Source organism: Sunxiuqinia rutila, assembly GCF_050589705.1.
Lineage (GTDB): Bacteria > Bacteroidota > Bacteroidia > Bacteroidales > Prolixibacteraceae > Sunxiuqinia > Sunxiuqinia rutila.
This window is the reverse complement of record NZ_JBNGOT010000009.1, coordinates 181,463-206,566: the sequence shown is the minus strand read 5'-3', so window position 1 is coordinate 206,566 and position 25,104 is coordinate 181,463. Positions and strand designations below refer to the sequence as shown.

General features: G+C 44.2%; 20 protein-coding genes and 2 tRNA genes. 20 read left to right on the top strand and 2 right to left on the bottom strand.

The features are described from left to right. The first annotated feature begins 68 nt into the window (after positions 1-68). From ACRD6K_RS13450 to ACRD6K_RS13435, 4 genes are all read left to right on the top strand, one after another. Positions 69-686, top strand: a complete 618-nt coding sequence (locus tag ACRD6K_RS13450; protein ID WP_299579915.1) for a 50S ribosomal protein L25/general stress protein Ctc — start codon at positions 69-71, stop codon at positions 684-686. Between the two features lie 85 nt (positions 687-771). Then, complete coding sequence (gene pth, locus ACRD6K_RS13445) at positions 772-1,338, top strand: aminoacyl-tRNA hydrolase (RefSeq protein ID WP_430973652.1); 567 nt, start codon at positions 772-774, stop codon at positions 1,336-1,338. Between the two features lies 1 nt (position 1,339). Further along, positions 1,340-1,720, top strand: a complete 381-nt coding sequence (locus tag ACRD6K_RS13440) for an RNA-binding S4 domain-containing protein (RefSeq protein WP_299579921.1) — start codon at positions 1,340-1,342, stop codon at positions 1,718-1,720. Between the two features lie 2 nt (positions 1,721-1,722). Then, positions 1,723-2,265, top strand: coding sequence for a DUF4924 family protein (locus tag ACRD6K_RS13435; protein WP_299579924.1), 543 nt, complete (start codon positions 1,723-1,725; stop codon positions 2,263-2,265). Here ACRD6K_RS13435 and ACRD6K_RS13430 read toward each other — a convergent pair. Beyond that, a complete protein-coding gene (locus ACRD6K_RS13430; RefSeq protein ID WP_430973651.1) occupies positions 2,262-2,669 on the bottom strand; it encodes a thiol-disulfide oxidoreductase DCC family protein in 408 nt (135 codons plus the stop codon). The two genes, ACRD6K_RS13435 and ACRD6K_RS13430, sit on opposite strands and share 4 nt — an antisense overlap. Further along, a complete protein-coding gene (locus ACRD6K_RS13425; protein ID WP_299579930.1) occupies positions 2,669-3,700 on the bottom strand; it encodes an N-acetylmuramoyl-L-alanine amidase family protein in 1,032 nt (343 codons plus the stop codon). The genes ACRD6K_RS13430 and ACRD6K_RS13425 overlap by 1 nt, the downstream gene beginning before the upstream one ends. A 111-nt stretch (positions 3,701-3,811) precedes the next feature. Between ACRD6K_RS13425 and ACRD6K_RS13420 the strand changes: the two genes are divergently transcribed. From ACRD6K_RS13420 to ACRD6K_RS13345, 16 genes are all read left to right on the top strand, one after another. Further along, positions 3,812-4,567, top strand: coding sequence for a 5'-nucleotidase C-terminal domain-containing protein (locus tag ACRD6K_RS13420; RefSeq protein ID WP_430973650.1), 756 nt, complete (start codon positions 3,812-3,814; stop codon positions 4,565-4,567). Beyond that, on the top strand, positions 4,545-5,483 hold the full coding sequence (locus tag ACRD6K_RS13415; RefSeq protein WP_299579936.1) for a bifunctional metallophosphatase/5'-nucleotidase: 939 nt from the start codon (positions 4,545-4,547) through the stop codon (positions 5,481-5,483). Before ACRD6K_RS13420 ends, ACRD6K_RS13415 begins: the two co-directional genes overlap by 23 nt. Then, a complete protein-coding gene (gene lnt / locus ACRD6K_RS13410) occupies positions 5,480-7,081 on the top strand; it encodes an apolipoprotein N-acyltransferase (protein ID WP_430973649.1) in 1,602 nt (533 codons plus the stop codon). Before ACRD6K_RS13415 ends, lnt begins: the two co-directional genes overlap by 4 nt. A gap of 583 nt (positions 7,082-7,664) precedes the next feature. Continuing rightward, positions 7,665-7,753, top strand: a tRNA-Ser gene (locus tag ACRD6K_RS13405). A gap of 14 nt (positions 7,754-7,767) precedes the next feature. Continuing rightward, positions 7,768-7,842 (top strand) — tRNA-Pro (locus ACRD6K_RS13400). Between the two features lie 142 nt (positions 7,843-7,984). Then, complete coding sequence (locus tag ACRD6K_RS13395; RefSeq protein ID WP_430973648.1) at positions 7,985-9,451, top strand: sulfatase family protein; 1,467 nt, start codon at positions 7,985-7,987, stop codon at positions 9,449-9,451. A gap of 179 nt (positions 9,452-9,630) precedes the next feature. Beyond that, positions 9,631-12,009, top strand: coding sequence for an ammonia-forming cytochrome c nitrite reductase subunit c552 (locus ACRD6K_RS13390; protein ID WP_430973647.1), 2,379 nt, complete (start codon positions 9,631-9,633; stop codon positions 12,007-12,009). A 32-nt stretch (positions 12,010-12,041) separates the two neighbouring features. Further along, a complete protein-coding gene (locus tag ACRD6K_RS13385; RefSeq protein WP_430973646.1) occupies positions 12,042-13,118 on the top strand; it encodes a Rid family hydrolase in 1,077 nt (358 codons plus the stop codon). A gap of 433 nt (positions 13,119-13,551) precedes the next feature. Then, the gene (locus ACRD6K_RS13380; RefSeq protein WP_299579951.1) at positions 13,552-14,022 is read left to right on the top strand and encodes a response regulator; all 471 of its coding nucleotides are present in this window, start codon (positions 13,552-13,554) and stop codon (positions 14,020-14,022) included. 90 nt (positions 14,023-14,112) lie between these two features. Continuing rightward, complete coding sequence (locus ACRD6K_RS13375; protein WP_430973670.1) at positions 14,113-15,477, top strand: HEAT repeat domain-containing protein; 1,365 nt, start codon at positions 14,113-14,115, stop codon at positions 15,475-15,477. Then, entirely contained in the window at positions 15,474-16,901 is a 1,428-nt protein-coding gene (locus ACRD6K_RS13370; protein ID WP_430973645.1) for a glycosyltransferase family 2 protein, read from the top strand. The genes ACRD6K_RS13375 and ACRD6K_RS13370 overlap by 4 nt, the downstream gene beginning before the upstream one ends. 69 nt (positions 16,902-16,970) lie before the next feature. Further along, positions 16,971-19,007, top strand: coding sequence for an LTA synthase family protein (locus tag ACRD6K_RS13365; RefSeq protein WP_430973644.1), 2,037 nt, complete (start codon positions 16,971-16,973; stop codon positions 19,005-19,007). Positions 19,008-19,051: 44 nt separating this feature from the next. After that, complete coding sequence (locus ACRD6K_RS13360; protein ID WP_430973643.1) at positions 19,052-20,317, top strand: YaiO family outer membrane beta-barrel protein; 1,266 nt, start codon at positions 19,052-19,054, stop codon at positions 20,315-20,317. Positions 20,318-20,321: 4 nt separating this feature from the next. Next, positions 20,322-21,500 (top strand): hypothetical protein, encoded by a 1,179-nt coding sequence (locus ACRD6K_RS13355; RefSeq protein WP_430973642.1) that lies wholly within the window; start codon positions 20,322-20,324, stop codon positions 21,498-21,500. 78 nt (positions 21,501-21,578) lie between these two features. After that, entirely contained in the window at positions 21,579-23,636 is a 2,058-nt protein-coding gene (locus tag ACRD6K_RS13350; RefSeq protein WP_430973641.1) for a glycerophosphodiester phosphodiesterase family protein, read from the top strand. 7 nt (positions 23,637-23,643) lie between these two features. Next, on the top strand, positions 23,644-25,032 hold the full coding sequence (locus ACRD6K_RS13345) for a hypothetical protein (RefSeq protein ID WP_430973640.1): 1,389 nt from the start codon (positions 23,644-23,646) through the stop codon (positions 25,030-25,032). Positions 25,033-25,104 lie beyond the last annotated feature (72 nt).

The window sequence follows — 25,104 nt, the reverse complement described above, 5'->3', positions numbered from 1 at the left end:
TATGTATGCTGTTTGCCCTTTTAACAAAAGGGAGGACTGAGTATCATAATTAACTAAAATTTTTAAAAATGAAATCAATTGAAATTAAAGGCCAAGTCAGAGAAGGTCTTGGAAAAAAAGAATCAAAGAAGTTAAGAAATGAAGGAAAAGTTCCTTGCGTTTTGTACGGTGGTGAAGCTCCGATCCACTTTGTAGCAGATGCAGGAGATTTCCGTCCATTGATTTATACGCCTAATGTTTATTTGATTGATGTGGAAATTGACGGAACTGTTTATAAAGCAATCATGCAGGATGTTCAGTTCCACCCAGTAAACGATCAAATTCTACACGTTGACTTCTTGAGAACTTCTGAAGACAAGCCAGTTAAGATTGAAGTGCCAATCAAGGTGGAAGGTTATGCCAAAGGGATGCGTTCCGGTGGTAAACTGAAAACGAACTTACGCCGTCTGCGTGTAAAAGCATTGCCTAAAGATCTTCCTGATACAATCACGATTGATATCACAAACTTAGGTTTGGGTGATAGTTTCAAAGTTGGTCAGTTGGATGTGGAAAACATCGAATTCCTGAACAGCAAGTCAGTTCCTGTTGTTTCTATTATCATCACTCGTGCTGCCCGTGCAGCTATGGGAGCGGCTGCAGCTGCTGGAGCTGATGAGGACGAAACTGAAGAAGCAACTGAAGAGTAAATACTCGGAACGACTTTGTTTGTTGATGCAAACAAAGTCGTTTCATCCGTATCTTCAATAAATCAAGGATTAAGTTATCTTACGGATGAAATATTTAATAGTAGGACTAGGAAATCCGGGAAGTGAATACGCACATACCCGGCATAACATAGGATTTAAAATATTGGACGCTCTTGCAGATGCGTCCAATATTGTTTTTAGCGATAGCCGTTATGGCTATGTTGCCGAGTATAAATTTAAAGCCCGGACATTTATTCTGTTGAAGCCAACCACTTACATGAATTTGAGTGGAAAAGCGGTTAATTACTGGTTGCAGAAAGAGAAAATTCCGTTTGAAAACCTGTTGGTATTGACCGATGATCTGGCCTTGCCTTTTGGTACCCTTCGCCTACGCGGTAAAGGAGGGGATGCAGGACACAACGGATTGAAAAGCATTCAGCAGGTAACCGGACGAAGTGACTATGCACGACTCCGTTTTGGGATTGGCGATGAATTTCGCCCCGGACAGCAGGTGGACTATGTGTTGGCCGAGTGGACGAAACAGGAAGGTGCAGAACTGCCAGAAAAGATTGATACCTGCATTGAGATAATCAAAAGTTTTGGAACCATTGGTGTTGCCCGCACTATGAATCAATTTAATAAACGCAAGTAACATGAGTGAACAGGTTCGCGTTGATAAATGGCTTTGGGCTGTGCGCGTATTTAAAACGCGCAGCATGGCTACTGAGGCTGTGAAAAAAGGACGTGTGTCGATTGATGATTTACCTGTAAAACCATCGCGAGTTGTTAAAGTGGGTGATGTAATTGCGGTGCGGAAGTCGCCAATTACATACAAGTATAAAGTATTGCAGTTGGCCGGCAAACGAATGGGGGCCAAACTGGTGTCTGATTTTATGGAAGATGTCACGCCCCTGTCCGAGCTGGAAATTCTGGAGGTGCAGCGGAACATGGGCTGGTTTCAGCGTGAGCGTGGTACCGGGCGCCCGACCAAGAAAGAGCGCCGGGATTTAGATGATTTTTTTGAAATAGACTGATTATGTTGATCGCTAAAGAAAAACGAAGAACCAATATTGCCGAATACATTCTTTATCTCTGGCAAGTGGAGGATTTGTTGCGTGCCCTTAAGTTTGATCCCGATCAAATTGGGAAAACCCTGGTAGCCCGTTTTGAGGTGGAGGACGATACCCGCCTGGAGATTTTTGACTGGTACCGCAACCTGTCCAGCATGATGGAGAAAGAACGGGTAACTCAAGCTGGTCATTTGCAGTTTGTTTTGAATTTGATTGATGATTTAAATCAGTTTCACATGCAATTGCTGCAGTCGGGCAAAGACCCCAGGTATGTGAGCTTGTTTCAATTGGCCAAACCCGTTATTGATGAGTTTGAATCCAAAAGTGTGGAAAAGGGGCAGAATGATATCCGCTTGGGATTTCAGGCGCTATACAGCATTATGCTGTTGCGTCTTCAAAAGAAAGAGATTAGTACTTCAACCCAATCGGCAATTGATCACATCAGCCGGATGATGGGGCATTTATCTGCCCGGTATTTACAACACGAAAAGGGTAAATTCGAATTTTAAAGGAAGCGGTCCGCTTCTTCCGGTAAGGGCATTCTGCAGCTGTTTCGCCGCCCAAACCAATGGAAGCGATTTTTGGCTATCCAGCAATAGAGTTGGTCACGCCAGCTTTTAGGAATAATCCGGCCAATCAAACCAATTCGAAAGAAGCCTCCCAATTGTTTGGCTATCTTCAGAACGGCTTCCGAATGCGTGTAATACTGACCGTTCTCTACCAGTAAAATAGAATCAATATCTTCCGGAATGGCCAGATGTTGCCTGATTTTTTGTCCGGTATCGCTGGTTAAGGCGCAGAAAAGAAAGTGTTTGCGTCGGTCGTATTTCAAAATAAGCTGAACTAGCCGGCTACAGAGTGCGCAATAGCCGTCAAAAAGAATCAGACTTTTATCGGCTGGTAGCTTGTCCATTATTTGTTATTCCCAAAGTCTTTTATTAATGCTTCACACATCCAGTTGGCCAAGGCTTGCCGGTTGTTGTTGTGGATAAAGCGTTGCTGGTCGCGGTGGTGGTTAATATTCCCAAGCTCGATAAATACCGCAGGCGGGTAGCTGTATTTTAAAACATACAAGTTGCGGTCCGACACCGTACCATGATAGCCGCGATTGGGTTGGTGGGTGTCGTATTTCTTTTTAAAGGTTTGTTGCAGGTTGTTGGCCAGTTTTTTACCCGTCTTGCTTCGGTGATCGTGGTAAAAGAATACATCAATGTTTTCACCTTTACTTCGGGAGTCAACATGCACAATAATCATTCGCTGAAAACTGCCTTTGTGTCTTAAGTAGAGCTTGTTCACAGCATCTTTGCGCTGGCGTAAGCGTTTGGTGTGGTTGCGTGGAATGGTCAGGCTGGGGTAGCAGGTTTCATCCTTATCGGGTTTAAGATAGCTATCATCCCGGATCCCATCATTTTCGTCGCGGATGATCATATAAACCAAGGCCCCCCGCTCAATGAGCGTTCGAGCCAAGCGCAGGGTTACATCGTAGGCATATTCGTCTTCACAAAGGGTGTGGTTGCCGTAGCGCCCAACAGCACCCGGATCGGGACCGCCATGTCCACTCACCAAATAGTAAATGGCTCCTTTAAGCGAATTGTCAACAGGGGAAACCTGTTCGTAAGTTTTTCCAAAAATGGGGTAAATGGCACCTCCGCTGGCTGTTGAACTGGTGGCTGCGTCTTTCAAGGGAAGCGTGTATTTTTGGCCCACAAATAAACTGTTATTTTTACCGAGTTTTGTTTTGTTGAGTTCGATAAAAGCATTGAAATGCTCCGAAGGTGAAAGGCCATGCCTTTTTAACAAGCTGTAAATCCCATCGCCATTTTTGGCAACGCTGGTTGGATAATCTTGAGCGAGAGAAATACTTGTTACGAAAAAGACCAGGAAAAAAGTAAAATAAAATTTATGAGGAAGACTCAGAAAAAAGTCTGTGTTTATGTTCTTCATTGAATTTAAATCTGTTTTTATAAGAACGAAATGTTAAGTTTAATGTTTAAAATAGACGATGAAAACTTAAATTTGAATAAATCTATTTCTTATTTCTGAAATATAAAACGAATGCGTTACACATTTATCCTCATCCTTTTGTTAATAATCTCCTTTTCGTGTAAAACATCTCTGGAACTCAGAGATATATCGAATGAGAATATTTCGAACGATTCTTCGCTCTCCTGGGTTGATTCCTCCATCGTTGCCTTGGTGCTGCCTTACCGGGAAGCGCTAGAGGTAGATATGAAAAAGGTACTTGTTATTTCGAATGAAGAATTAGCCAAAGCCAAACCCGAAAGTAAACTGACCAATCTGATGGCTGATTATTTATTGCAATCGGGGGTGGACTATTGCCGATTGGCCAGGTTGAATATTGTGCTGGATATGGCTTTCATGAACTACGGTGGTTTGCGTGTAGCTCTGCCCAGGGGTGAAATAACCGTCGGCAATGTTTTTGAATTGATGCCTTTTGAGAACGAAATGGTCTTGTTAAAGTTATCCGGACCGGTGATGCAACAGTTTATGCAAAAGGTTGCTGCTCGAGGTGGCGACGGGGTGGCAGGAATCCGATTGGGGATTAAAGATGGGCATATTGGTCAACTGGAAATTGACGGGGCTCCGTTTGATCCGAAAAGGGATTATTGGGTTGTGACGAATGATTACATTGCAGAAGGTGGGGACTCAATGTCGATGCTACTTAATCATAAAGAGTCGATTGCGACAGGTATCAAGCTTCGAGATTTGATTATTGAGCGTTTTAAAGCAGAGCATGATGCAGGAAGAAGAATTAAGGTCGTTTTAGATGGGAGGATTTATTATGAGTAGTCGCAGGAAATTTATACGGGATTTGGTTGGCGCTTCAGCAGGATTGGGAATGCTTAGTCTTCCAACCGATTTATTGGCTCAGCAGGATTTGGTGAGCTTGAGTATTTTACACACCAATGACATTCACGGTCATATTGATTCATTTCCGGAAGATCATTCAATCTATGAGGGACGTGGAGGTTTGGCACGTCTGTCAGGCTTGATTCAGAATATCCGGCAAACGGAGAAGAATGTGCTTTTGTTCGATGCGGGCGATATGTTTCAGGGAACCCCTTATTTTAACTATTATAAGGGCGAACTGATTCTGAAAGTGATGTCAGAGATGGGCTATGATGCCGGAACTCTCGGAAATCATGAGTTTGATAATGGACTGGAAGGAATTCAAAAGGTGATTGATTTTGCCAATTTTCCACTGGTTTGCAGTAATTATAATTTCTCGAATACGCGTCTGCTGGATACATTTCCCGACTACACCATCTACCGCAAAAGTGGAATTAAAGTGGGGGTGTATGGCCTTGGAGTTGAATTGGAAGGTCTTGTAAGTGAACAGAACTACGAGGAGACTGAATACCTGGATCCGGTGGCCGTAGCTTTGGAAAAAGAATCATTTCTGAAGAATGATAAAAAATGTGACTTGGTGATTTGTTTGTCTCACCTGGGATTGAAATTCAAGGGAACAACGATTTCCGATACCTTGCTGGCTGCTCAAACCCATCACACTGATTTGATTATTGGAGGGCATACCCACAGTTTTCTGGATGCAGCATTGGAATTGAAAAATGCCGACGGAAAGCGCATTCTTGTCAATCAGGCTGGTTGGGGTGGCATGGTGCTGGGACGAGTCGATTTTATTTTTGACCAGCATCGAAAAGAAGAGCCTCAGATTCTTTCACAGAATATTGCGGGTCATTTATGAAAAAATATCAAGCAGCCTTTCTGGCCTTGTTAAGCGGTGTTTTATTAAGCTTGCCCTGGCTGGAACTATTTCCTGGCTGGATTTTGTTGGGCGCCTTGGTCCCCTTGCTGTTTGTGGAGAATAGATTAGCAAAAAAGGAATGGCCCAATACCTCTTTCGATTTTCTGACTTATGCGTTTCTTGGTTTTCTGGTGTGGAATCTGATTACTTGCTGGTGGATTGCTTACGCTGCTCCGGTTGGGATGTTGCTTATTGTTACCCTTAATGCCCTGTTGATGGCAACGGTTTGGTGGCTTTTTCACCAGATGAAACAAACCTTCAATACCAATTTGGGGTATCTTTCCTTGGTGGTGATCTGGTTGGCTTTTGAGTACCTGCACTTCAACTGGGATATGGAATGGCCCTGGCTTACCTTGGGAAATGGACTGGCCAATGAGGTAAAGCTGATTCAATGGTACGAGTTTACAGGAGTGCTGGGCGGTTCGCTTTGGATTTTGGTGAGTAACTTGATTTTATTTCAGCTTTTAAACAAAGTCTTTCAGCGGCGTTGGCTGCCAGTTGTTTCTTATGCTTGTTTGTTGCTTTTGGTGGCTCTGGTTCCGATGTTGTTGTCGAGCCGGCAATACGAGAATTATAATGAGAAGGGAGAAGCTTATCAGGTGATTGTGCTGCAACCCAATATTGATCCGTATCATGAGAAATTTGTTGCCGGAACAGAAACTCATCAGCTGGAGACCTTGGTGCAATTAACGGATTCGTTGCTTACCCCGGCCACCGACTTTGTGCTTGGACCGGAAACGGCGCTTCAGCCACTGGTTGAAAATGATTTGCTTGGCAGTGACTCGCAATTGGCTCCTTTTTATGAGCGGGTGACGGCGAATCCACGATTAAATTTTGTTTTTGGGGCTACTACACGCAAGTACTTTGCAAAAGGTGAGACACCTTCAGAGACAGCTCGCAAGGATCCGGGGGAGTCTCATTTTTATGATCTTTATAACTCAGCCTTGCTCATCAATGGCGAACCAGAGGTGCAAATCTACCATAAAAGCAAATTGGTTAGTGGAACCGAAAAAATGCCTTTCAGTAAGTACTTTACGTTTGTGGAAAAATACCTGGTTGATCTGGGCGGCACAACGGGGAGCCTTGGGCGGCAGCAGGATCAGCTGAACCTGAATAGTACAGCGGATGTAAGTGTTGCTCCGCTCATTTGTTTTGAATCTGTTTTTGGAGAATACCTGGGGCAGTCGGTTCAGGCAGGCGCAGAGCTTGTTTTTATTTTGACCAATGACGGGTGGTGGAAAGGAGCAGCAGGTTATCGGCAACACTTGTCTTATGCCCGGTTGAGAGCGATTGAAGCCAGGCGGAGCATTGCTCGTTCGGCCAATACCGGCATTTCAGCACTGATTAATCAGCGTGGAGATATTGTATCCTCTACTGACTGGTGGACTAAAACAGCTATTGAAGGGGAACTGAAAGCAAATCGGGAAATTACCAGCTATGTCAGGTATGGTGATTTTATAGGACGGATAAGTGCGTTTGTTACTGTTTTGTTCTTACTTGCTCTATTCGTGAGGAAACAAACGAAAAACAGCTATTAAAAAGACAAAAAAAATCCGCATTAATTCGATTGCGTAAAATCCCTAATCAAAAGGATTTGAGTGCCTGGTCGATCAGACTTCCACCGGTAGTAAACTACTCACCCCGAATACACGAGGCTACAAGGCCTGTCTTTACGTCCAAAAGCTTTCTCGGTTCACTATAAACTGTTGAATTTACCAAATTTGAACTAATGCGGACAATATCTTTGTTATAGAACGTTTTCTTGGCTCAAATATAGTCTGCGATTGCTGACTTTCCAAGGAAAATAGATGATTTAATAACATCTGGGGAATATCTCTTTGATTCATAATAAGATTGAATGATCGATTTTTCTGCCCCTTAACTTTCCTGTTTTTTATGCGTACAAATATTAATGAAATCCCCTGTGATTGCTGTTCCTGTTAGCAATGAGCCAGTTCCGTTTTTAGGAGTAAAAATCAATGATTTTTTTTTGAGAATTGTTTTGCGAATGCAAAAAGTAGTTCTATATTTGCACGCACATTCGAACAGGGAATAACCCAAGCAGAGTGTACGTTCTAAGAGAGAATTCAAGGAGATTAAAAATTTAGTCACGATATTTCAGGAGAGATGGGTGAGTGGCTGAAACCACCGGTTTGCTAAACCGGCGTACGGGTCAAACCGTACCGGGGGTTCGAATCCCCCTCTCTCCGCACAAAATATTTTTCGGGATGTAGCGCAGTCCGGTTAGCGCACCTGCTTTGGGAGCAGGGGGTCCCAGGTTCGAATCCTGGTATCCCGACATTTAAAAGGGTTAAGTTGTTTTTACAGCTTAACCCTTTTTTTGTTTGCTGAAGTTTCTAGAAATAGTCTTTTTCAAGGTCATTCCCAAAATCTTATTATAACTTTACTGTTTGCCTATATAAAAACTAAACTTTAACCTGATGAATAAAACGATTGGAAAAATCCTCTTATTGCTGATTCTTTCGGGCACTTTAGTAGCATGTACTTCCGGTGAGCCGCGAGAATCAGAGCCAAAGCAACCCAATATTGTTTTCATTTTTGCCGACGACCAGAGTTTTAACATGATTCATGCCTTGGGTAACCACGAGCTCATAACACCCAATCTTGACCGCTTGGTTGATGAAGGGGTGACTTTTACGCATGCCTACAATATGGGGGCTTGGAATGGGGCTGTGTGTTTGGCCAGCCGTGCCATGTTGAATACGGGGCGTTTTGTTTGGCGGGCGCACAAAGCGGTTGGCGATCCTCAAGGGCTGCAAAGCGAAGGTAGTACTTGGGCGCAATTGATGGCGCGTGCCGGCTATGAAACCTATATGACTGGGAAGTGGCATGTGTCAGTTCCTGCTGACAGCATTTTTCAGGTGACCAACCATATTCGTCCGGGCATGCCCAATCAAACTCCCGAAGGCTACAACCGGCCTTTAAGTGAGAATGATACGATATGGAAGCCATGGGATACGAAATTCGGAGGGTACTGGAAAGGCGGAAAGCATTGGAGTGAGATTGTAGCTGACGATGCCGAACAGTTTATTGCACAAAGCAGTCAAAGCGCCCAACCGTTTTTTATGTATCTGGCTTTTAATGCGCCGCACGATCCGCGCCAATCGCCCAAAGAGTATGTCGATATGTATCCTTTGGAAAATGTTGCTGTGCCTCAAAACTTCCTTCAGGAATATCCTTACAAAGAGGAGATGGGGGCTGGTAAAGATTTGCGGGATGAGCGACTGGCTCCATTTCCCAGAACGGAATATTCCATTAAAGTAAACCGTCAGGAATACAATGCGATTACTACTCACATGGATGCGCAGGTGGGACGTATATTGGCGGCCTTAGAGAAAAGCGGACAATTGGAGAACACGTATATTTTCTTTTCGGCTGACCATGGGTTGGCTGTTGGAAGCCATGGACTAGTCGGAAAACAAAATATGTATGATCATAGTGTTCGGGTTCCTTTGATGGTGGTGGGACCCGGGATTCCAGAAAATCGAAAGGTTGATGCAGATGTTTATTTACAGGATATTATGGCTTCGGCGATTGAATTGGCCGGAATTGAAAAACCGGAATATGTTGAATTCAATAGTTTAATGGGCTTAGCTTATGGTCAGGAAACCGAAAGTGTATATCCTGAAATTTATGGCTGTTATACCCATACGCAACGAATGATTCGGGATGATGGCTACAAGTTAATTGTTTATCCTGAGGCTAAAGTAATGCGCTTGTACGATGTAAAGAATGATCCTTTGGAGATGAATGATCTTGCTGCGCTTCCGGAAAATCAGGATATGGTCAAGCGATTGTTTCGCCAGTTGGTGGAATTGCAGAAAGAGATGGATGATGAGCTGGATTTGATTTCAATTTTTGGCAACATGGCTATAGACGAACGTTGAATTTTGTTTCATTGCCAATAATTCCGACTCTTTGGTAGTGATTGGTTTTGGGGGAGTGCGCTGGCCTGTGCTGTGGTTTCAGCTTTTGCAGAGACTCTGCCTGGCGATGGTTAATTTATTTTCATTCTTATAAATTAATCCTGCAAATTAGCGGCTTCTCATTTACTTATAAAACCAACATGAAACAACTTGTCCCGATAGGCCTTATCCACCTAGTATTGATTTTTTTTGCTTCCTGCGTTAGTAAACCTTCGGGTGGTGAGGCGCAGACCAACTCCGATGATTACTCTGGTTCGGCCAGTTGCATCGAATGTCATGAGCGCTTTTATAAGTTGTGGGCCCCTTCGCATCATGGAAAAGCGATGCAGCCCATTACTGACGTATTTATTCAAGTGGAAGTAGAACTCGATCAGGAGCCCATTGCAATGGAGGGAGGAACTTACCAAGCCATAGCGAAAGATACCAGTTTGTATATTCGAGAGGTGAAAGATGGGCTGACCACTGATTTTGAAATATTATGGGCTTTGGGCGGAAAAAATGTGTACTATTTCCTCACCCCTTGGGAGGGGGGACGCCTGCAAACTTTGCCGTTGGCTTTTGATGTTAATACCCGGAAATGGTATAACAATCCGGAGTCTGCAATTCGGCATTTTCCGGATCAAAGTGGTTCTGCACAGGACGATGAAGCCCTGAGCTGGAGGGATCGTCAATACACATTCAACACGTCTTGCTATGCCTGCCACGTCAGCCAGTTGGAGAATAATTATGACCTGGCAACCAACACTTATCAGACGCATTGGAAAGAAGCAGGAATTAACTGCGAAACATGTCATGGTCCCAGTGCTGAGCACGTTCGTGTTTGTCGGGAGGCAGGCGAAGGAAATGTGCCTGACGATTTGAAAATCATCATTACTTCAACCTTTACACCCGAGCAACACAATGCCAGCTGTGCACCTTGTCATGCCAAAATGAGTCCGATAACTTCGTCTTATATGCCGGGTGACCGGTATTTTGACAACTATGATTTGATCACTCTGGAAAATTCGGATTTTTATCCGGATGGTCGCGACTTGGGGGAAAATTATACCATGACTGGCTGGCATATGAATAACTGTGCTCAGCAAAGTGAGATGCATTGTGTGACGTGTCATACGTCCTCTGGCCGGTATCGGTTTGAAAGCGATGATTTGCTTGAAGCGAATCAAGCCTGCACCAGTTGTCATCAGGAAAAAGCAGAAGGTTACGAGCAGCATACGCATCACCCGTTCAATGAGCATAGCCCTAAGTGTGTAGGTTGTCATATGCCTAAAACCCGTTTCGGCAATATGGTTCGGTCCGATCATTCTTTTCGCCCGCCAATGCCGGCTGCCAGCATCGAGTTTGGCTCACCCAATGCCTGTACAATTTGCCACAGCGACAAAACCGATGAATGGGCCTACCGGAAAGTAACGCAATGGAAAGGGCAGGACTATCAAAAGGAAACTTTGTTTGTCGGAGGGCTGATTGCAGATGCCCGTCAAGAGAATTGGAAGCAGTTGGATGCCATGCTGGACGGAATTAGAACCAATCAATATGGAGAGATATTTACCACTTCGCTGATTCGTTTGCTTTCGAACTGTGCGGATGAAAAGAAGTGGCCGGTTTTGATGGCTGCGTTGCGTTTCGAGTCTCCTTTGGTGCGCAGTGCTGCCGCCAATGGTTTAATGGGGTACTTGGTTCCCAAAGCAAAAGATGCGCTCTTTCAGGCAGCAACCGACGAATACCGTTTGGTGCGTTTGGCGGCAGCTCAGTCTTTAGCGGCCTTCAATCCGCAGGAATTTACGGCAGAGCAGGTGGCTCGTTTCAGTCTGGTTAATGCCGAGTATGAGGAGTCGTTGATCACGCGTCCGGATGATTGGAGTTCGTATTACAACCTGGGGAATCACTATCAGAATATGGGAAAACTGAATGAAGCTTTGCAGGCTTATGAGAATTCGTTAAAAGTTTATCCTGAAGCCATTCTTCCGTTGGTGAATAGCAGTTTTCTGTACTCTGTTGCCGGTAATCCGGAGCAAGCCGCGATCCGCCTGGAAAAAGCTTTGGCTGCTGATCCGGAAAATGAAGCGGCCAATTTGAATTACGGATTGTTGATGGCTGAAATGAATCGTATGGCTGATGCTGAAAAGGCTTTGCGTACCGTATTGGCGGTGAATGAAGGAAATGTAACAGCGGCTTACAACTTAAGTGTTATTGTGTCCGGTCATGATCTTGATGAAGCATGTCGCTTGAGTGAGCAAGCCATGAATGCATCGCCTGAAGATCCTAAGCTTTCTTACACACATGCTTATTTTCTAAATCAGAACAAGCAGCAGCAAAAAGCAGTTGAGCTGCTTGAAAAAACAATAAAAGCACATCCTGACCACTTGTCCTCTGTTTATTTGCTGGGAACAATCTATTTGCAGAGCGGAAATAAGGGGAAGGTTTTAAAGCTGTATGAGAATACAGCCGGGCATTTGCCCAATAATTCACAGGCCTTGTATCAGCTTCAAACTGAAATGGAGCGCGTGAAAGCTTTGTAGTTTTGTTGAACCGTATGAATAATCAAACAACGATGGAAAAAGTATTGCTGGTTAATGAAATTGTAAAAGAAAAGGGCGCCTTGCTCTTCATGCAGTTGATCCCGGAATCTGGAGAGACTATGTCCGAATTTTGTCAACGTTTATCGCAGTTGTTGAGCAGTTATGACCGACAGCTTGTAAAAGTGACTTGTTTTGGAGATTTAGCCAGTCAGCTTGCTTTCGAATTGGAGTTGACTTCGAGGTTTGGGCCGGAATTTCCACTTACCTGGATTGAAGGCGAAACCTGTTCTGATTCGTTTATGAATGGCATGCAGGTTTGGGCGTTCAAAGGTCAGCTTGAATACTTTCAGGCTAATGGCGATGCCAAGGGATGTTGTTTTGAAGATGAACAGGGAAGCTATTTGTTTATGGGCGATCTGTTGTCTGCTCCGGCTCAAAATCCGGAAGATGGGTATGCTGAGCTTTTGCTGCAGGTTAACAGCTTGCTAAATGAAAAAGGCTTTGCTTTTACCGACATTGTCCGAACGTGGTATTACCTGGACGATATTTTGAGTTGGTACGATGCGTTTAACCGGGTTCGGACACGCTTTTTTAAGCAGTATGGTGTTTTTGAAAAACTGGTTCCGGCAAGCACCGGGGTGAGTGGGAAAAACAAACGAGCTACGGCCGTGACGATGGAATTGCTGGCCTTCCGGCCGAAAGTTGAAACGGTTGACTTAAAGCAGGTACAGTCTCCTTTGCAAAATGAAGCCGGCGAATATGGCAGCTCTTTTAGCCGGGCTATTCGGATTGGAACAGAAGCTTATCAGTTGATGACTATTTCGGGAACAGCCAGCATTTTACCTTCGGGAGAAACGGCCAATATTGGTGATGTGCAAAAGCAAATTGCTCATAGCTTCGAGGTTATTGGGCAAATGGTGAAAAATGAAGGTTATTCTTTTAATGATATTACACGTGCTACAGCCTATTTGAAGGATCATAGTAGCTACGAATTACTTCAATCATTTCTGTGCGAAAATCCGGATTATCAAGTTCCGTTGGTGGTCACCCAAAATACCATTTGTCGGGATGATTTGCTTTTTGAAGTGGAAATGGACCTGGTGAAATGAGTCTGTTTTAGGGATGTGTTTGGGAGTTAGGCGGGTGGCGCATTTTGTTGGAAGTTGATTGTGTGATTTTAGTGAGCATATGTTTTATATGGATTGTATTTCGTTCTTATCTTAAAATTAACGTGTTAGGTGTTTGTGTCGTGTTTGTGGGTTCTGTGTTTGTTGAGCGTAGAGGTTTGATGGTCAATAGAAAGACTGATGAACGAAATTTCGACAGTTCTGGAGCAGTGTAAATTGCCAATGAAATCAAGTCTTGCAGCATCTTTTGACACTTGTCAGGACTCTTTCAGACATAAAATTCTTTACCTTTTGTAATCCAAATGGACTTCATCTTTGTTGTGTATCAACTTTAATGTGTTGATTTTTATTTATAGTAGATCTTGTACAGGTAATGTTAATTCTACAGACTTTTTGATAAGTAATAAACTACTTGATGTCGGGAGAAGAATTTTATTTGGTATCATTGGAAGGTGGAATTAACATTAAGGAAAAAGTAAAATTGAGGGATTTGGCCGTGACTAAAGAAAACTTAGATCTGAATGCAAAGAAAACGATCGTCATTGTAGAAGATAATGACTTGCTTAGTAAAGTTCTGGAATACCGCATGCAAAAAGATGGCTACCATGTCGAAACTTTCACTAATGGGGAAGAGGCCATCGACTTTCTAACTACCAATTCCTTTGATTTGTTGATTACGGATTTGTATATGCCGTTTATGAATGGAAGTGAATTGATTCAGCATGTTCGGAATAAAATATCCACAGAAGTTCCAATTATGGCTATCTCGGCGACGCATGAAGAAGATGTGATCGCGAATATTTTCAATATTGGAGCCAATGATTTTATTGTGAAACCATTTCGGGCAGGTGAGTTGAGTGTACGCATTAAGCGACTGGTTGGGTAATTGTGATTTCGTTTTTTTAGGGACAAGATGAAAAAATAGGAAACAACTTTAATTATTCCAATGAGTCAGTTGAAACGTGTTTTTTTGAGTGTGAGAATCTTAATTCTTGTTCTTTTTATTGGTTTGTCTGGCGGAAAGGCACAGGGTGCGCAAATGCCTGCCGAATTTGTCGCAACAGCCCTTACTGCTTATGGGGACATTTTCCCGGGACAGGAACAGACGAATGCAATCTGTTTGTTGGAAGCGGTGGGGCAGAAGTTCGTAAAACTGGTAGTGCAAGCGGAACCAGCTGAATTGGCAGAGGCTGAGTCTGAAAATAACCTGATCGAATTGCTGTGGGCTCCGGTTGACTACTTTCTTGCCTTTATCGATAAGATATCTTTGGGCTATGGACTGCTTTATTATTTGGCTCTTTTAGCCTGCTTTTTCCTGTTTAATATTGCTTCGGTTGTGATGGTTACGGTTGTTTCAAACTGGTTTTTCAACCGGAAAGAAGCTTATTACAAGAGTAAGCGCAAGGAAATTATTGAAATCGTTTCGCCCTATTTTTACGATGTGCTGGACCCGGAGGAAGAAGCTGAGCTGGTTGAAAAACTGGAGAAATACAAGCGGTTGAAGGATAAGCAGATTGTGATTGATGTGCTGATTGAAGGCAAACGCAATTTTATTGGCGAAAGCTCAGGCAAGATCAAGGAACTTTATGAAATTCTGGATTTGCATAAAGTTTCGTTGCGCAAGGTTCGGATGGGAAACTGGTACCGGCGCTCCATTGGCTTAAGGGAACTGGCTTTCCTAGGGCGGAAAGGATTTAAAAATGAAATCAAAAAATACATCAATGATGATCACCAGTATGTTCGTACGGAGGCTGTTCTTTCCTACATGCTGTTGGACGAAAAAAATCCCTTTGGTTTCCTGAGGGAGTTGAAATATTCTTTCGTACGTTGGGATTCTCTGAGTATTTATTATACCATGTATTTTAATGGCATTGAGCCTCCTCCCATGGTCGACATGTTGAAACACCCTGACCCTCAGGTGCGGTTGTTTTTACTGCGAATGATTTCCAATTATAACCAGCTGGATGCCGTGAAGGAAGTGACTAAATACTTGCTGGATGATGACCCTGAAATTCGGCAGGAGGCTGTTATTACGCTCCGTTCGCTGGAGTATTACCGCATAAAAGCATTGATGAAAAAACGGTATGCCGACGAAATAGAGCCGGTACGGATGGAGATTCTTCGATCAATGAAACATTTTATTGAAGATCATGATATTACCTTTCTGGAGGAGCGCGTGCGTAAAGGCTCTTTTGGTGAAGTGTTTGAAGCCGTGCGCATTCTTTACCGATTTTCGGGTTATGGCGAACAAAGACTGTGGGTGCTTAATCAGGAGTTGCAGGGAAAAATTGAGGTTTTTATCAAGCATGTCGTCGAACCACGAAATAAACATGTAGCATGAGCGAATTAATACTGGTCATATTTGAGTATATCTTTCTTTCGTACGCCATTTTGATTGTCATTCATTACCTGGTTTTAGCCATCATTGCTTTGTTCGAGTTACGCAAAGTGGTGCGCGAGAATAAGCTGGCTCAGTATAAATCCTTGATGGTATCCGAACGGGTACCCTTGGTGTCTATTGTAGCTCCTGCTTTCAATGAAGAAAAGACAATTGTAGAGAACATTAATGGGTTGTTGCATTTGCGGTATTCCAAGTACGAAATCATTGTGGTCAATGATGGTAGTACTGATGAAACATTGCAAACAGCGATTGATGCCTTTGATTTGGTGAAGGTTGATTTTGCCTTGGATTCAGTGCTTGACTATAAACCCATCCGAGGAATTTACCGTTCCAACCAGGAAACCTATGCCAACCTGATCATTGTAGATAAGGAGAATGGCGGGAAGTCGGACGCCCTGAATGCAGGAATCAGCATTGCCAAAGGGCAATATTTTATGACCATTGATGTGGATACAATTATTGATCCTTACGTGATTCAATACCTGATCAAACCCTTTTTCGAATATACCGATACGAAGGTCATTGCAACCGGAGGAACTATTCGGGTAGCCAATTCGTGTGAATTCCGAAAAGGGCATTTGCTGAACGTCAATATTCCCGAGAATTTCCTCGCACGTTTTCAGGTGTTGGAGTATAACCGGGCCTTTTTGCTTTCGCGCCTTGCGTGGAAAAAACTGAATGGCATGGTGCTTATTTCGGGAGCTTTGGGAATGTTTGACCGGGACTTGGTGTTGAAATGTGGCGGATACAGTACCGAAACGGTGGGTGAAGATATGGAGCTGATTATTCGGATGCGGAGATACATGTATGACCGGGACGAAAAGCACAAGGTTATTTTGGTGCCACACCCGATGAGCTGGACTGAAGTTCCGGAAGATTGGCGGATTTTTGGACGGCAGCGTTCCCGGTGGACCCGTGGCTTGATTGATTGCCTGATTACCCACCGGCGAATGTGGTTTAATCCTCGCTACAAGGTTGTTGGCCTCTTCAGTATGCCTACGGTCATTTTGTATGAATGGTTCGCTCCGGTAATTCAAATATTGGGCATCTTTTATTTCACCTACCTGGTAATTATTGACCATGTTAACTGGCCTTTCTTTTTGGTGCTTTTATTGTTCGTTTACCTCTTCGGAATTGCCTTTTCAACCTGGGCCCTTTTGTGTGACCACTTTGCCTACCACCAATATAAAAGCACGAAGCATATTGTTCGGCTATTGATTATAGCCTGGATTGAGGCGTTTACCTTTAACCTGATCAATAGCTTCTTTTCCTTAAAAGGGAACTTTGAATATTTCTTTAAGAAGAACAGAAGTGACTGGGGGAAAATGTCGCGAACCGGCTTTGTGACCATTAAAAAGCCTTAGCCCTTTTGGTAAGGCAAAAGTAAGCAGGGAGTGTTAAGAATCAAGATTGAAAACTAAGCAAGAAGAAGGATGAAATTAAAAGGACGAAGAACCAACTTTATTAGCGATGCCGTAAGTCAGTTTGGGGGGTACCTTGTTGTCTTACTGGGCTTGATGTTTCTGCTGCGGGTTTTTGAATTTCTCAGCGGCCCGGCTGGTCAGGCATTGGCGAGCGGCGAGACCTGGCGTTATTATTTCAGTGCCCTTTATTTCGACCTGGTATATGTACTTTTTATAAGCCCCATTTTATTTGTCGTGTTTTTGCTGTGTTATTGGAGGTCTACGAAGCTTGCCAAAACAGCCGCTGTTGTGCTGTTCAGTTTGGTTGTTTTGGGGCATGGACTGCTGGTTCAGTATTTTTCCACGGCGTTAAATTTGCTTGGCGCTGATTTGTTTCACTATTCCGCAGAGGAAATAAGCCAAACGGCCGGAGCAGCCCTAACGGGATCGATGGTGTTGGGTGTGGTGTTCGGATTGCTGGTTGTGGTGCTGTTGTTTGTCTTTATTCCTCAGTATTTGAAGCTTCACAGGAAGCTGGCGACAGCTCTTCTTACTTTAAGTGTGCTTTGTTTCCTTTTCATCGGCATAGCGCCAGCTTCTCCTAAGGCTGATTTTGGATCGGAGTACCTGAATAACGCTGTTGAAAACAAGTCGGCCTTCTTTTATAACGAGGCGTACTATTACCTCTCCGGTCAGGAGCGGAATGAAAACCTACCGTTGTTTGCTGATTTCTATCTGGGATACGATGGAAAGTCGAATAGCAAGGGAATGGCAACGTTTGTTTATCCGGATGTTGAGAATTATCCCTTTTTGCGCGAAGATAATAGTGTTGAGTTGTTTTCTTCGTTTCTCCGGAAAGAGGAAACGCCACCAAATGTTGTGGTGATTGTGATTGAAGGGCTTGGGCGTGCGTTTAGCAACGAGAATGCCTACATGGGGAGCTTTACGCCTTTTCTCGACTCCCTGTCCAACCATAGTTTGTATTGGGAAAACTGTTTGAGTACCAGTGGACGTACTTTTTCGGTTCTGCCTTCATTGTTGGCTTCCTTGCCTTTTGGCGAGCATGGTTTTGCCGAAATGGGAAAGGCTATGCCCCCGCATCAAAGTTTGATCAGCTTGTTGCGGCATAATGGTTATGACTCACGGTTTCTATATGCCGGTGATGCTCAGTTTGATCAGATGAACGTATTTATACAGAAGCAAGGATGTGACGAGCTAATTGATAAAACCAACTTTGGCAGCGGCTACAAACTGTTGCCTGAGAATGCCTCCGGCTTTTCATGGGGCTATGGCGATTTTGAGTTGTACCGGCGTTTCTTCCATGCCTTGGATAATTCATCCGGTTCAAAGCCTGAGGTGAATGTTTTGCTGACAGTTGCCACGCACAGTCCCTTTCAGGTGAATAATCAGGAGCGTTATAAAGAGCAATTCAACCAGTTGCTTCCAACTCTTGGGTTGGATGAGCAAATGGAGGCGGTCTGTCGGAACTACCAGCAACAGCTGGAAACGGTTTTGTATATGGATGATGCTTTACGGAATTTCTTTGAAGCCTATCGTCAGCGCGATGAGTTCGAAAATACCTTGTTTGTGATCACGGGTGACCACCGGATGCCGGATATCCCGATGTCCACAAAAATTGACCGTTATCATGTTCCGTTGATTGTGTATTCTCCCTTGATTGAGCGGCCTACTAAGTTTTCATCGGTCGTGTCGCACTTCGACTTTACTCCCAGTATGATGGCTTATTTTAAAGAGGAATTTGATTTCCAAATCCCCGAACTTACTTGTTGGGTGGGAGCAGGGCTGGATTCAACCAGCCGCTTTTCGAATCGGGATACCTATCCGTTGATGCAAACAAAAATGACCATCAGTGATCTGGTGTCCGGTGAACACTTTTTAAATGACGGGAAGCTTTACCGGATTGAGGCTGATATGGCTTTAGTTGAGGAGGATGATCCGGAACTGGTTGATCGCTTGAGGTTGGATTTGTTGAGGTTTAAAAATAAAAATTCACAGTTTGTAAAAGATCAAAAGCTGTACCCGGATTCCATTATCGCCAGGTACTAACTGATGGGAATCCATTGTATGACACAGTAATAAATGTTTATAGAATGACTAGAATAATTACGATAACCATTACGCTTTTTGTATTGGTCTTGCAAGGGGCCAGTCTAAAAGTTTATGCTCAGGATTATACTTCCGATGAATTGTTTCAGATGGCTCGAAAAGCTGCCTTTGATGACGATGATTATCCCAAGGCCATTAGTCTCTCGAAGCAGGCCCTTGAAATGAGCCCGGATTACAGTGATATTCGTATTTTTTTAGGACGAATTTATACCTGGACGGACCGGGTGGAAGAAGCTCGTGAGGCTTTTCAATATGTACTGGAACGTTACCCGGGGCATGAGGATGCGTCGATGGCCATTACCGACCTTGAGTATTGGAATGATAACAATCAGAAGGCGCTGGAGTATTGCAATAATGGTTTGGCAGAGCATCCCGAATCCGAAGAATTGTTGCTGAAAAAGGCCAAAATTCTGAATAATATGAAGCGCTTTGATGAAGCTTATCAGGTGGCCGAAGGGCTTACCGAGCGACATCCGGATAACCAGGATGCCCGGTCGCTGCTGCGGACGATCCGCTATGACTCGGCTGTTAATAAGGTCAGTGTTTCACACGACTTTAGTTGGTTTAATCAGGAGTATCCCAACCACCTGCACGAAAGCCCCTGGCATATTGTGGGGGTGGACTACAGTCGCTACACCAAAATAGGTTCGGTTATCGGTCGGGTGAATTGGGGTGACCGGTTTGGAAATTCAGCCTTTCAATATGAAATGGACGCCTATCCGTACCTGGCTAAAGGTGTTAATGCTTATATGAATGTTGGCTTTTCCGATCGTTCTGCAGTTTTCCCTCGCTTCCGGGCAGGCTTGTCTTTGTATTTTAGCCTTCCTAAAAGTTTTGAGGCTGAAGCCGGAGCCCGGTTCCTTCATTTTAGTGGCAATACCTGGATTTATGTGGCTAGTGCATCGAAGTATTACAAAAGTTTTTGGTTTAACCTGAAAACCTATCTTGTGCCGGGAAGCCAGGATATTTCGCACTCTTATACCATGACCACACGCTACTATCTCGGTGGTGCTGATGATTACTTTAAGTTTAGCTTTGGTTATGGTTTGTCGCCTGATGAGGCGTTTTCGGAACAAAATTACCTGAGTGATTACCGCTTAAAATCGGCACATGTTGGGCTTGGGCTTCGGAAAAGTATCAAGCGGTTTAATGTTATTGGGCTTTCGGCCTCTTTTATTCGTCAGGAATATGAAAAGGATCAGAAAGGAAATCAACTGAATACTTCGGTTACTTACATTCGCAAATTCTAGGAATATGACCTTTACGTTTATCAAACAGATAAAAAAACGAGTCTTTTTTTTGGCTTTAATTGGTGTGGTTGTTTTGCTGCCCATCGTCATGCTTTTGATCATGAAGATGGCGTGGAAGATGACTCCCGGTTTTTCGCTTAATGTGGCGTATGTTGATAAAACCGATGATTCTGAAGAACGTCAGGCCCATCAGGCTTTTTATTGGGTGCTTCACAATCAGCAAATCAAAAAAGCTGATGGCGAACTGTATGATAAAACGACGGATTATTATGGGGTGTTTCCCGATGCGAATGGCGGGCACCGGTTTAACGATTTTGATCAGTTTACAGCGGAAGAGCTGGATGCTTTAAGCCACGAGCTGGATGTGTTGATGTTTGCCGACACTTATGGGGTTTATGCGGATCAGCCGGAAACGGGAGGAGTTGGTCGCTTGTATGGAGGCTTAAGTTCGAATGATGTCGCCTTGTTTCGGAATATGAAACAGGCCGGGAAAACGGTTATTGCTGAGTTTAATGTTCTTCAGGCTCCGACCTCAAGGGTTAATCGGCGAAAATTTCAGGAAGAAGCAGGTATTCAATGGACAGGATGGTCCGGAAAATATTTTGCTTCCCTGGATCGGGACAGTGAGTTGCTTCCGGGCTGGGCGATTGCTTCCTATAAGCAGAATTACGAAAAAGACTGGAACTTCCGTGGAGCCGGAATTATTCTTGTTCATGAAGATGGCCGCATTGTTGTTTTATCGGAGCAAGATGATTTGGAAACAGCCAAACCTCAAATTAAAACCTTTGCTTATGGCATCAATCAATTGGAGTTGCCCCGTTTGCAGGAGTTTCCTTATTGGTTCGATGTGATGGAGTACGATGATTCGATGAACCATGCCATATCAGCCTATCAACTTGAGCTTACGGAGCAGGGGAAAATGCAATTGTCTCAGGCGGGGATTCCTGATCGTTTTCCCGCGGTTCTGATGCAGCAGGAGCAGGATTTCTCCTTTTATTATTTGTGTGGTGATTTTAGCAGTGAGCCCGTGTCTATGTCCACCAGCCGCTTTAAGGGCGTTCATCATTTCGGTTCAATACTCAAAGGAAGGAAAGGAATTTTTGGGGAGAATGAGTTTTTTTACCGCTTTTACCTGCCGTTTATGCGCAATGTTTTGAAGCAACACAATCAGGTAGAATCCTGAAAGGATACTTGTTTGGTTGTTCTGTAATGGAGAAGGCGAAGGGTGGATTGGCCCGTTGCTTTGACTAAATGAATAATTATGAGATTGCTTTTCTTCCTAATTCTTTTTTCATTTTCAGGCCTTGGTTTTGCTCAAAAAGAGCCGAGTCCGGTTGAGTTTTCGGACTGTAATTTTACAGCAGTGGCTCATCGGGGGTATTCTGAGTTTTATCCTGAAAATACGTTGTTGGCTATTGAGGAAGCCTTTAAGCGGGGCATCAAATACTGCGAAGTTGATGTGGCCATTTCCAGCGATGATGTTTATGTGCTGCATCACGATCCTTACACCATTAGGCGGACAACAAGTGGACGTGGAGTGGTTGATGAAAACTCGTGGGTGCAGCTTTCTGACTTGGATGCAGGAGGCTGGAAAACAGACTTTTTTAAAGGCGAGCGTGTACTATCGCTGGTTGAGGCTTTGCAAGTTGCCCAGCAATATGATGCCTGCCTTTATTTGGATGTCAAAGACTTTAATTCGGGGCTTCTGGCTCGTGCATTGGATGAAGCCGGTGTAGATGCTGAGCGGATGATGCCTGCTATAACCCGGCTCGAATCAGCCATTCGCTTCAATCAGGATTGTCCGGATTCGCCTTGGGTGTGGTTTGGTGCTGATCCTGAAGATCCCAATGATAAAAGTTGGTTCGAGGAGCGTGTGGATTTGGGATGCCGGGTATTTGAATTGTCGGATGATGATTTGCTGGAAGATTTGGACTGGACCTCGGCCTTTATTAGTCAGGCCCATGCCAGCGGTGCTCAGGTTTGGGCGTACACGGTCAACAACGAACACCTGATAAAGGAACTTGCTGACCTGGGTGTGGATGGAGTAGAAACAGACCGGCCTTATGTCGCGCAGCTTTTTGTGTGTGGTTTCGAGCCAGCATCAACCTATCCGAAGCAGGAAACCAACGGAAACTGGGATTTTAAGAAGAGAAATTTTGAGAATACGGGAGTGGGCTCCCGCTTGAAAAATTTGACCAGTGATGAAACGTTGTTGCAGCCTGTGGAGTTTGCTTTGACCAGTGAGTTTGGGATTGCTCCGGTGGGAGGGAAGGAGACGGTGGTGGCTAAAATCCCGGCTTATAATCCGGCAAATGGGTTGTTTGCATACGATAATTTTATGATGGAAGACTCCGGGGCTGTCGATTACAGCTTTACGGTGCTTATGGATATTTATATCGATCGGAAAGACAGTGGTGAGTTTATTAGTTTGATTCAGACGAGTCCTGATAATTTGAATGATGCCGACTTTTTTATCGCACCCGATGCAAGCATGGGAACTTATGGCGAGTATCATGGTGAGTTTACGTTTGATGAGTGGCACCGGGTAGCTTTTGTGCATGATGGCAGTTGGTTGCGGATATACCTGGATGGAAAACACCTTGGAGATGTGCAGGTTGAAAGTTCTCGCTGGGCTTTGTTTAATAATATGGCTTATCACGGCAAGCATGGTTTGCTGTTTTTCGCCGACAACGATTCGGAAACAGCTGAAATATACGTTAATGCCCTTCAGCTTCGGAATTATACCATGGAACCGGCTGATATTGCACTACTGGGAGGTGCTGATCCCATGGGGATTCCTATCAACAACAAAAAAGTGTTTTCCACTGGGATCGAAGATTTGGCGCTGGAACTGATCGATTGGGAGCAGCAAACAGTTTTTATCAAACAATCGCCTGGCCTTAAAGCATCAGCAATTCCTTACGATCTAGAGCTTAGTTATGGAACAACAACTGATATTCCTGCAAGTGGGGTGTTTGATTTTCGCGATGGCGAACTCCGTTTTCAGGTTACTGCTGCTGATGGTTCTTCAACCAACTGGACCATTCACCGCTTGCTTTCTGTAGGAAGAGATGACTTAGACGAAATGCCCGAAGTGCTGGTGTATCCGAATCCGTTTGTTCATACCTTGAAGGTGACTGTCGATCGTGAAGCGCATTTTGAACTTGTCAATGTTATGGGGCAGGTTTTGTTTCAAGCGCGTTTGGTGGAAGGTGAAAATCAGTTGGATGTGGGGGCGCTTCCCGTGGGAACCTATCTTTATAAGCTTCGACACAAGGAGGGCTATTCGGAGAATGGCGTTCTTCTGAAATCAAATTGATACATAAATGAAGACAATAGGCTTACTTTTTTATCTGCTATTTTTAGGTGTTTTTGCAATGGCTCAGTCCAATGCCGAGGGGGGGGCATCCAATGTCGGTGGAAGCATGGCAGCGAAAACGCAGGAAAAGGACAGTTTGGCTGTCTTTCAGTCCGGAAGTTATTCCTTGTCGCAACTCCAAATTGAAGGAGAGGAAACGCAGGTGTTTGATTTGAAGCGTGATCGGGGCTACTATTCTATTCTTCAGATCAACTCACCCGACAAAACACCTTTTGAATCTACGCTAACACTGATGAATGAATCCGACTCGCTGGGGATTGATTTTTTGGATTTGTACAATCAGAATTATGCTTCGGAGAAGCAGTTTGGCATTCGCCTGCAAAAACGGGGTAAGGGGGTTTTTAAGCCTTTTGTAATTGACTTTTCGGACGGCCGGAAGAAAACCAAAGTTTTTGAGGCAACCAGCAATCAGCTGAGTACCTTTTATGGCAAGCTGGCTGTGAAAGGTAACTTTCTTTCAGTGCAGGGAAAAGGAAGTGGCTATTCTTTTTCGGCGTTGGAACTAAAGAGTGATGAGGCTGTGCCTAAACTTTGGCAGATCTCGCATAAGCAGGATGTGCCGCATGCCTTGTCTTTTTCCTACTACGATGGAAGTCGGTGGCAATTTCCCTTGATGATTTCGGACAAGGGAAATACCGTGATAGGGGCAATTGATGATTTGGATAATGCGCGCTTTCAGGTGAGGGGAAACTCTTATTTTGAGGGTGAGATGACGCTTGAAAAGGCCGATCTTTCGCTATTGGGCGATGACAGCAGGATTGTGTTTAAAACGGATCGAGGAGTGCGGGGGCAAATTCGAAACTCGGAGAATGAGCGGTTTGTAGCCTTGGAAAATACCGCGGCAGGCTCGGCGCTTCGGCTCGATGATTCGGGGCAGGTAATTCTCTCGGGACACAGGGCTTTGCAGTTGGATTCGAAGCAGCAGTTGAATTTTATCCGTTTCCAAGGGGAAAATTTGGCTCATGGCTTTGTCGGCTTTGATTCGAAAAACGAAAACTTGCTATTCGGAATCAATACATCGCAAAACGAAAAAACGAAAGTGATTTCGATACTTGTTGCCGGCAAGACGGGCGATGTCTTTATTGGTGCTGATCACTCGCACAAAGCAATGCGTGCGGAAAGAAAGCTGCATGCGAAGGATGTGTTGGTTGATTCGACCTTGCTTTTCGAGGGGAAGTCAGCCAGAGAAGTAAAAGAGCTTAAAAAAGCACTTACCGTTGGTGAAAACGAAGCGAGCCTGGTGGAGGTGAATCGCCTGTTGCTCGATAAAATTGAAGAACTTACCCGACAATTAAACGCGATGGAACAACGAATTCAAGAGTTGGAAAGAGAGTAATGAGTACACTCTTTGGTGATTAGCTCGGTAATGACCTTGGGGCTCTTCTTTGGCGTTGTTCTTTCAATATGC

Excerpts from the sequence above, each read along its gene's own strand:
- ACRD6K_RS13450 (WP_299579915.1), top strand. The coding sequence starts at position 69 with ATGAAATCAATTGAAATTAAAGGCCAAGTCAGAGAAGGTCTTGGAAAA.
- pth (WP_430973652.1), top strand. The coding sequence starts at position 772 with ATGAAATATTTAATAGTAGGACTAGGAAATCCGGGAAGTGAATACGCA.
- ACRD6K_RS13440 (WP_299579921.1), top strand. The coding sequence starts at position 1,340 with ATGAGTGAACAGGTTCGCGTTGATAAATGGCTTTGGGCTGTGCGCGTA.
- ACRD6K_RS13435 (WP_299579924.1), top strand. The coding sequence starts at position 1,723 with ATGTTGATCGCTAAAGAAAAACGAAGAACCAATATTGCCGAATACATT.
- ACRD6K_RS13430 (WP_430973651.1), bottom strand. The coding sequence starts at position 2,669 with ATGGACAAGCTACCAGCCGATAAAAGTCTGATTCTTTTTGACGGCTAT.
- ACRD6K_RS13425 (WP_299579930.1), bottom strand. The coding sequence starts at position 3,700 with ATGAAGAACATAAACACAGACTTTTTTCTGAGTCTTCCTCATAAATTT.
- ACRD6K_RS13420 (WP_430973650.1), top strand. The coding sequence starts at position 3,812 with ATGCGTTACACATTTATCCTCATCCTTTTGTTAATAATCTCCTTTTCG.
- ACRD6K_RS13415 (WP_299579936.1), top strand. The coding sequence starts at position 4,545 with ATGGGAGGATTTATTATGAGTAGTCGCAGGAAATTTATACGGGATTTG.
- lnt (WP_430973649.1), top strand. The coding sequence starts at position 5,480 with ATGAAAAAATATCAAGCAGCCTTTCTGGCCTTGTTAAGCGGTGTTTTA.
- ACRD6K_RS13395 (WP_430973648.1), top strand. The coding sequence starts at position 7,985 with ATGAATAAAACGATTGGAAAAATCCTCTTATTGCTGATTCTTTCGGGC.
- ACRD6K_RS13390 (WP_430973647.1), top strand. The coding sequence starts at position 9,631 with ATGAAACAACTTGTCCCGATAGGCCTTATCCACCTAGTATTGATTTTT.
- ACRD6K_RS13385 (WP_430973646.1), top strand. The coding sequence starts at position 12,042 with ATGGAAAAAGTATTGCTGGTTAATGAAATTGTAAAAGAAAAGGGCGCC.
- ACRD6K_RS13380 (WP_299579951.1), top strand. The coding sequence starts at position 13,552 with ATGTCGGGAGAAGAATTTTATTTGGTATCATTGGAAGGTGGAATTAAC.
- ACRD6K_RS13370 (WP_430973645.1), top strand. The coding sequence starts at position 15,474 with ATGAGCGAATTAATACTGGTCATATTTGAGTATATCTTTCTTTCGTAC.
- ACRD6K_RS13365 (WP_430973644.1), top strand. The coding sequence starts at position 16,971 with ATGAAATTAAAAGGACGAAGAACCAACTTTATTAGCGATGCCGTAAGT.
- ACRD6K_RS13360 (WP_430973643.1), top strand. The coding sequence starts at position 19,052 with ATGACTAGAATAATTACGATAACCATTACGCTTTTTGTATTGGTCTTG.
- ACRD6K_RS13355 (WP_430973642.1), top strand. The coding sequence starts at position 20,322 with ATGACCTTTACGTTTATCAAACAGATAAAAAAACGAGTCTTTTTTTTG.
- ACRD6K_RS13350 (WP_430973641.1), top strand. The coding sequence starts at position 21,579 with ATGAGATTGCTTTTCTTCCTAATTCTTTTTTCATTTTCAGGCCTTGGT.
- ACRD6K_RS13345 (WP_430973640.1), top strand. The coding sequence starts at position 23,644 with ATGAAGACAATAGGCTTACTTTTTTATCTGCTATTTTTAGGTGTTTTT.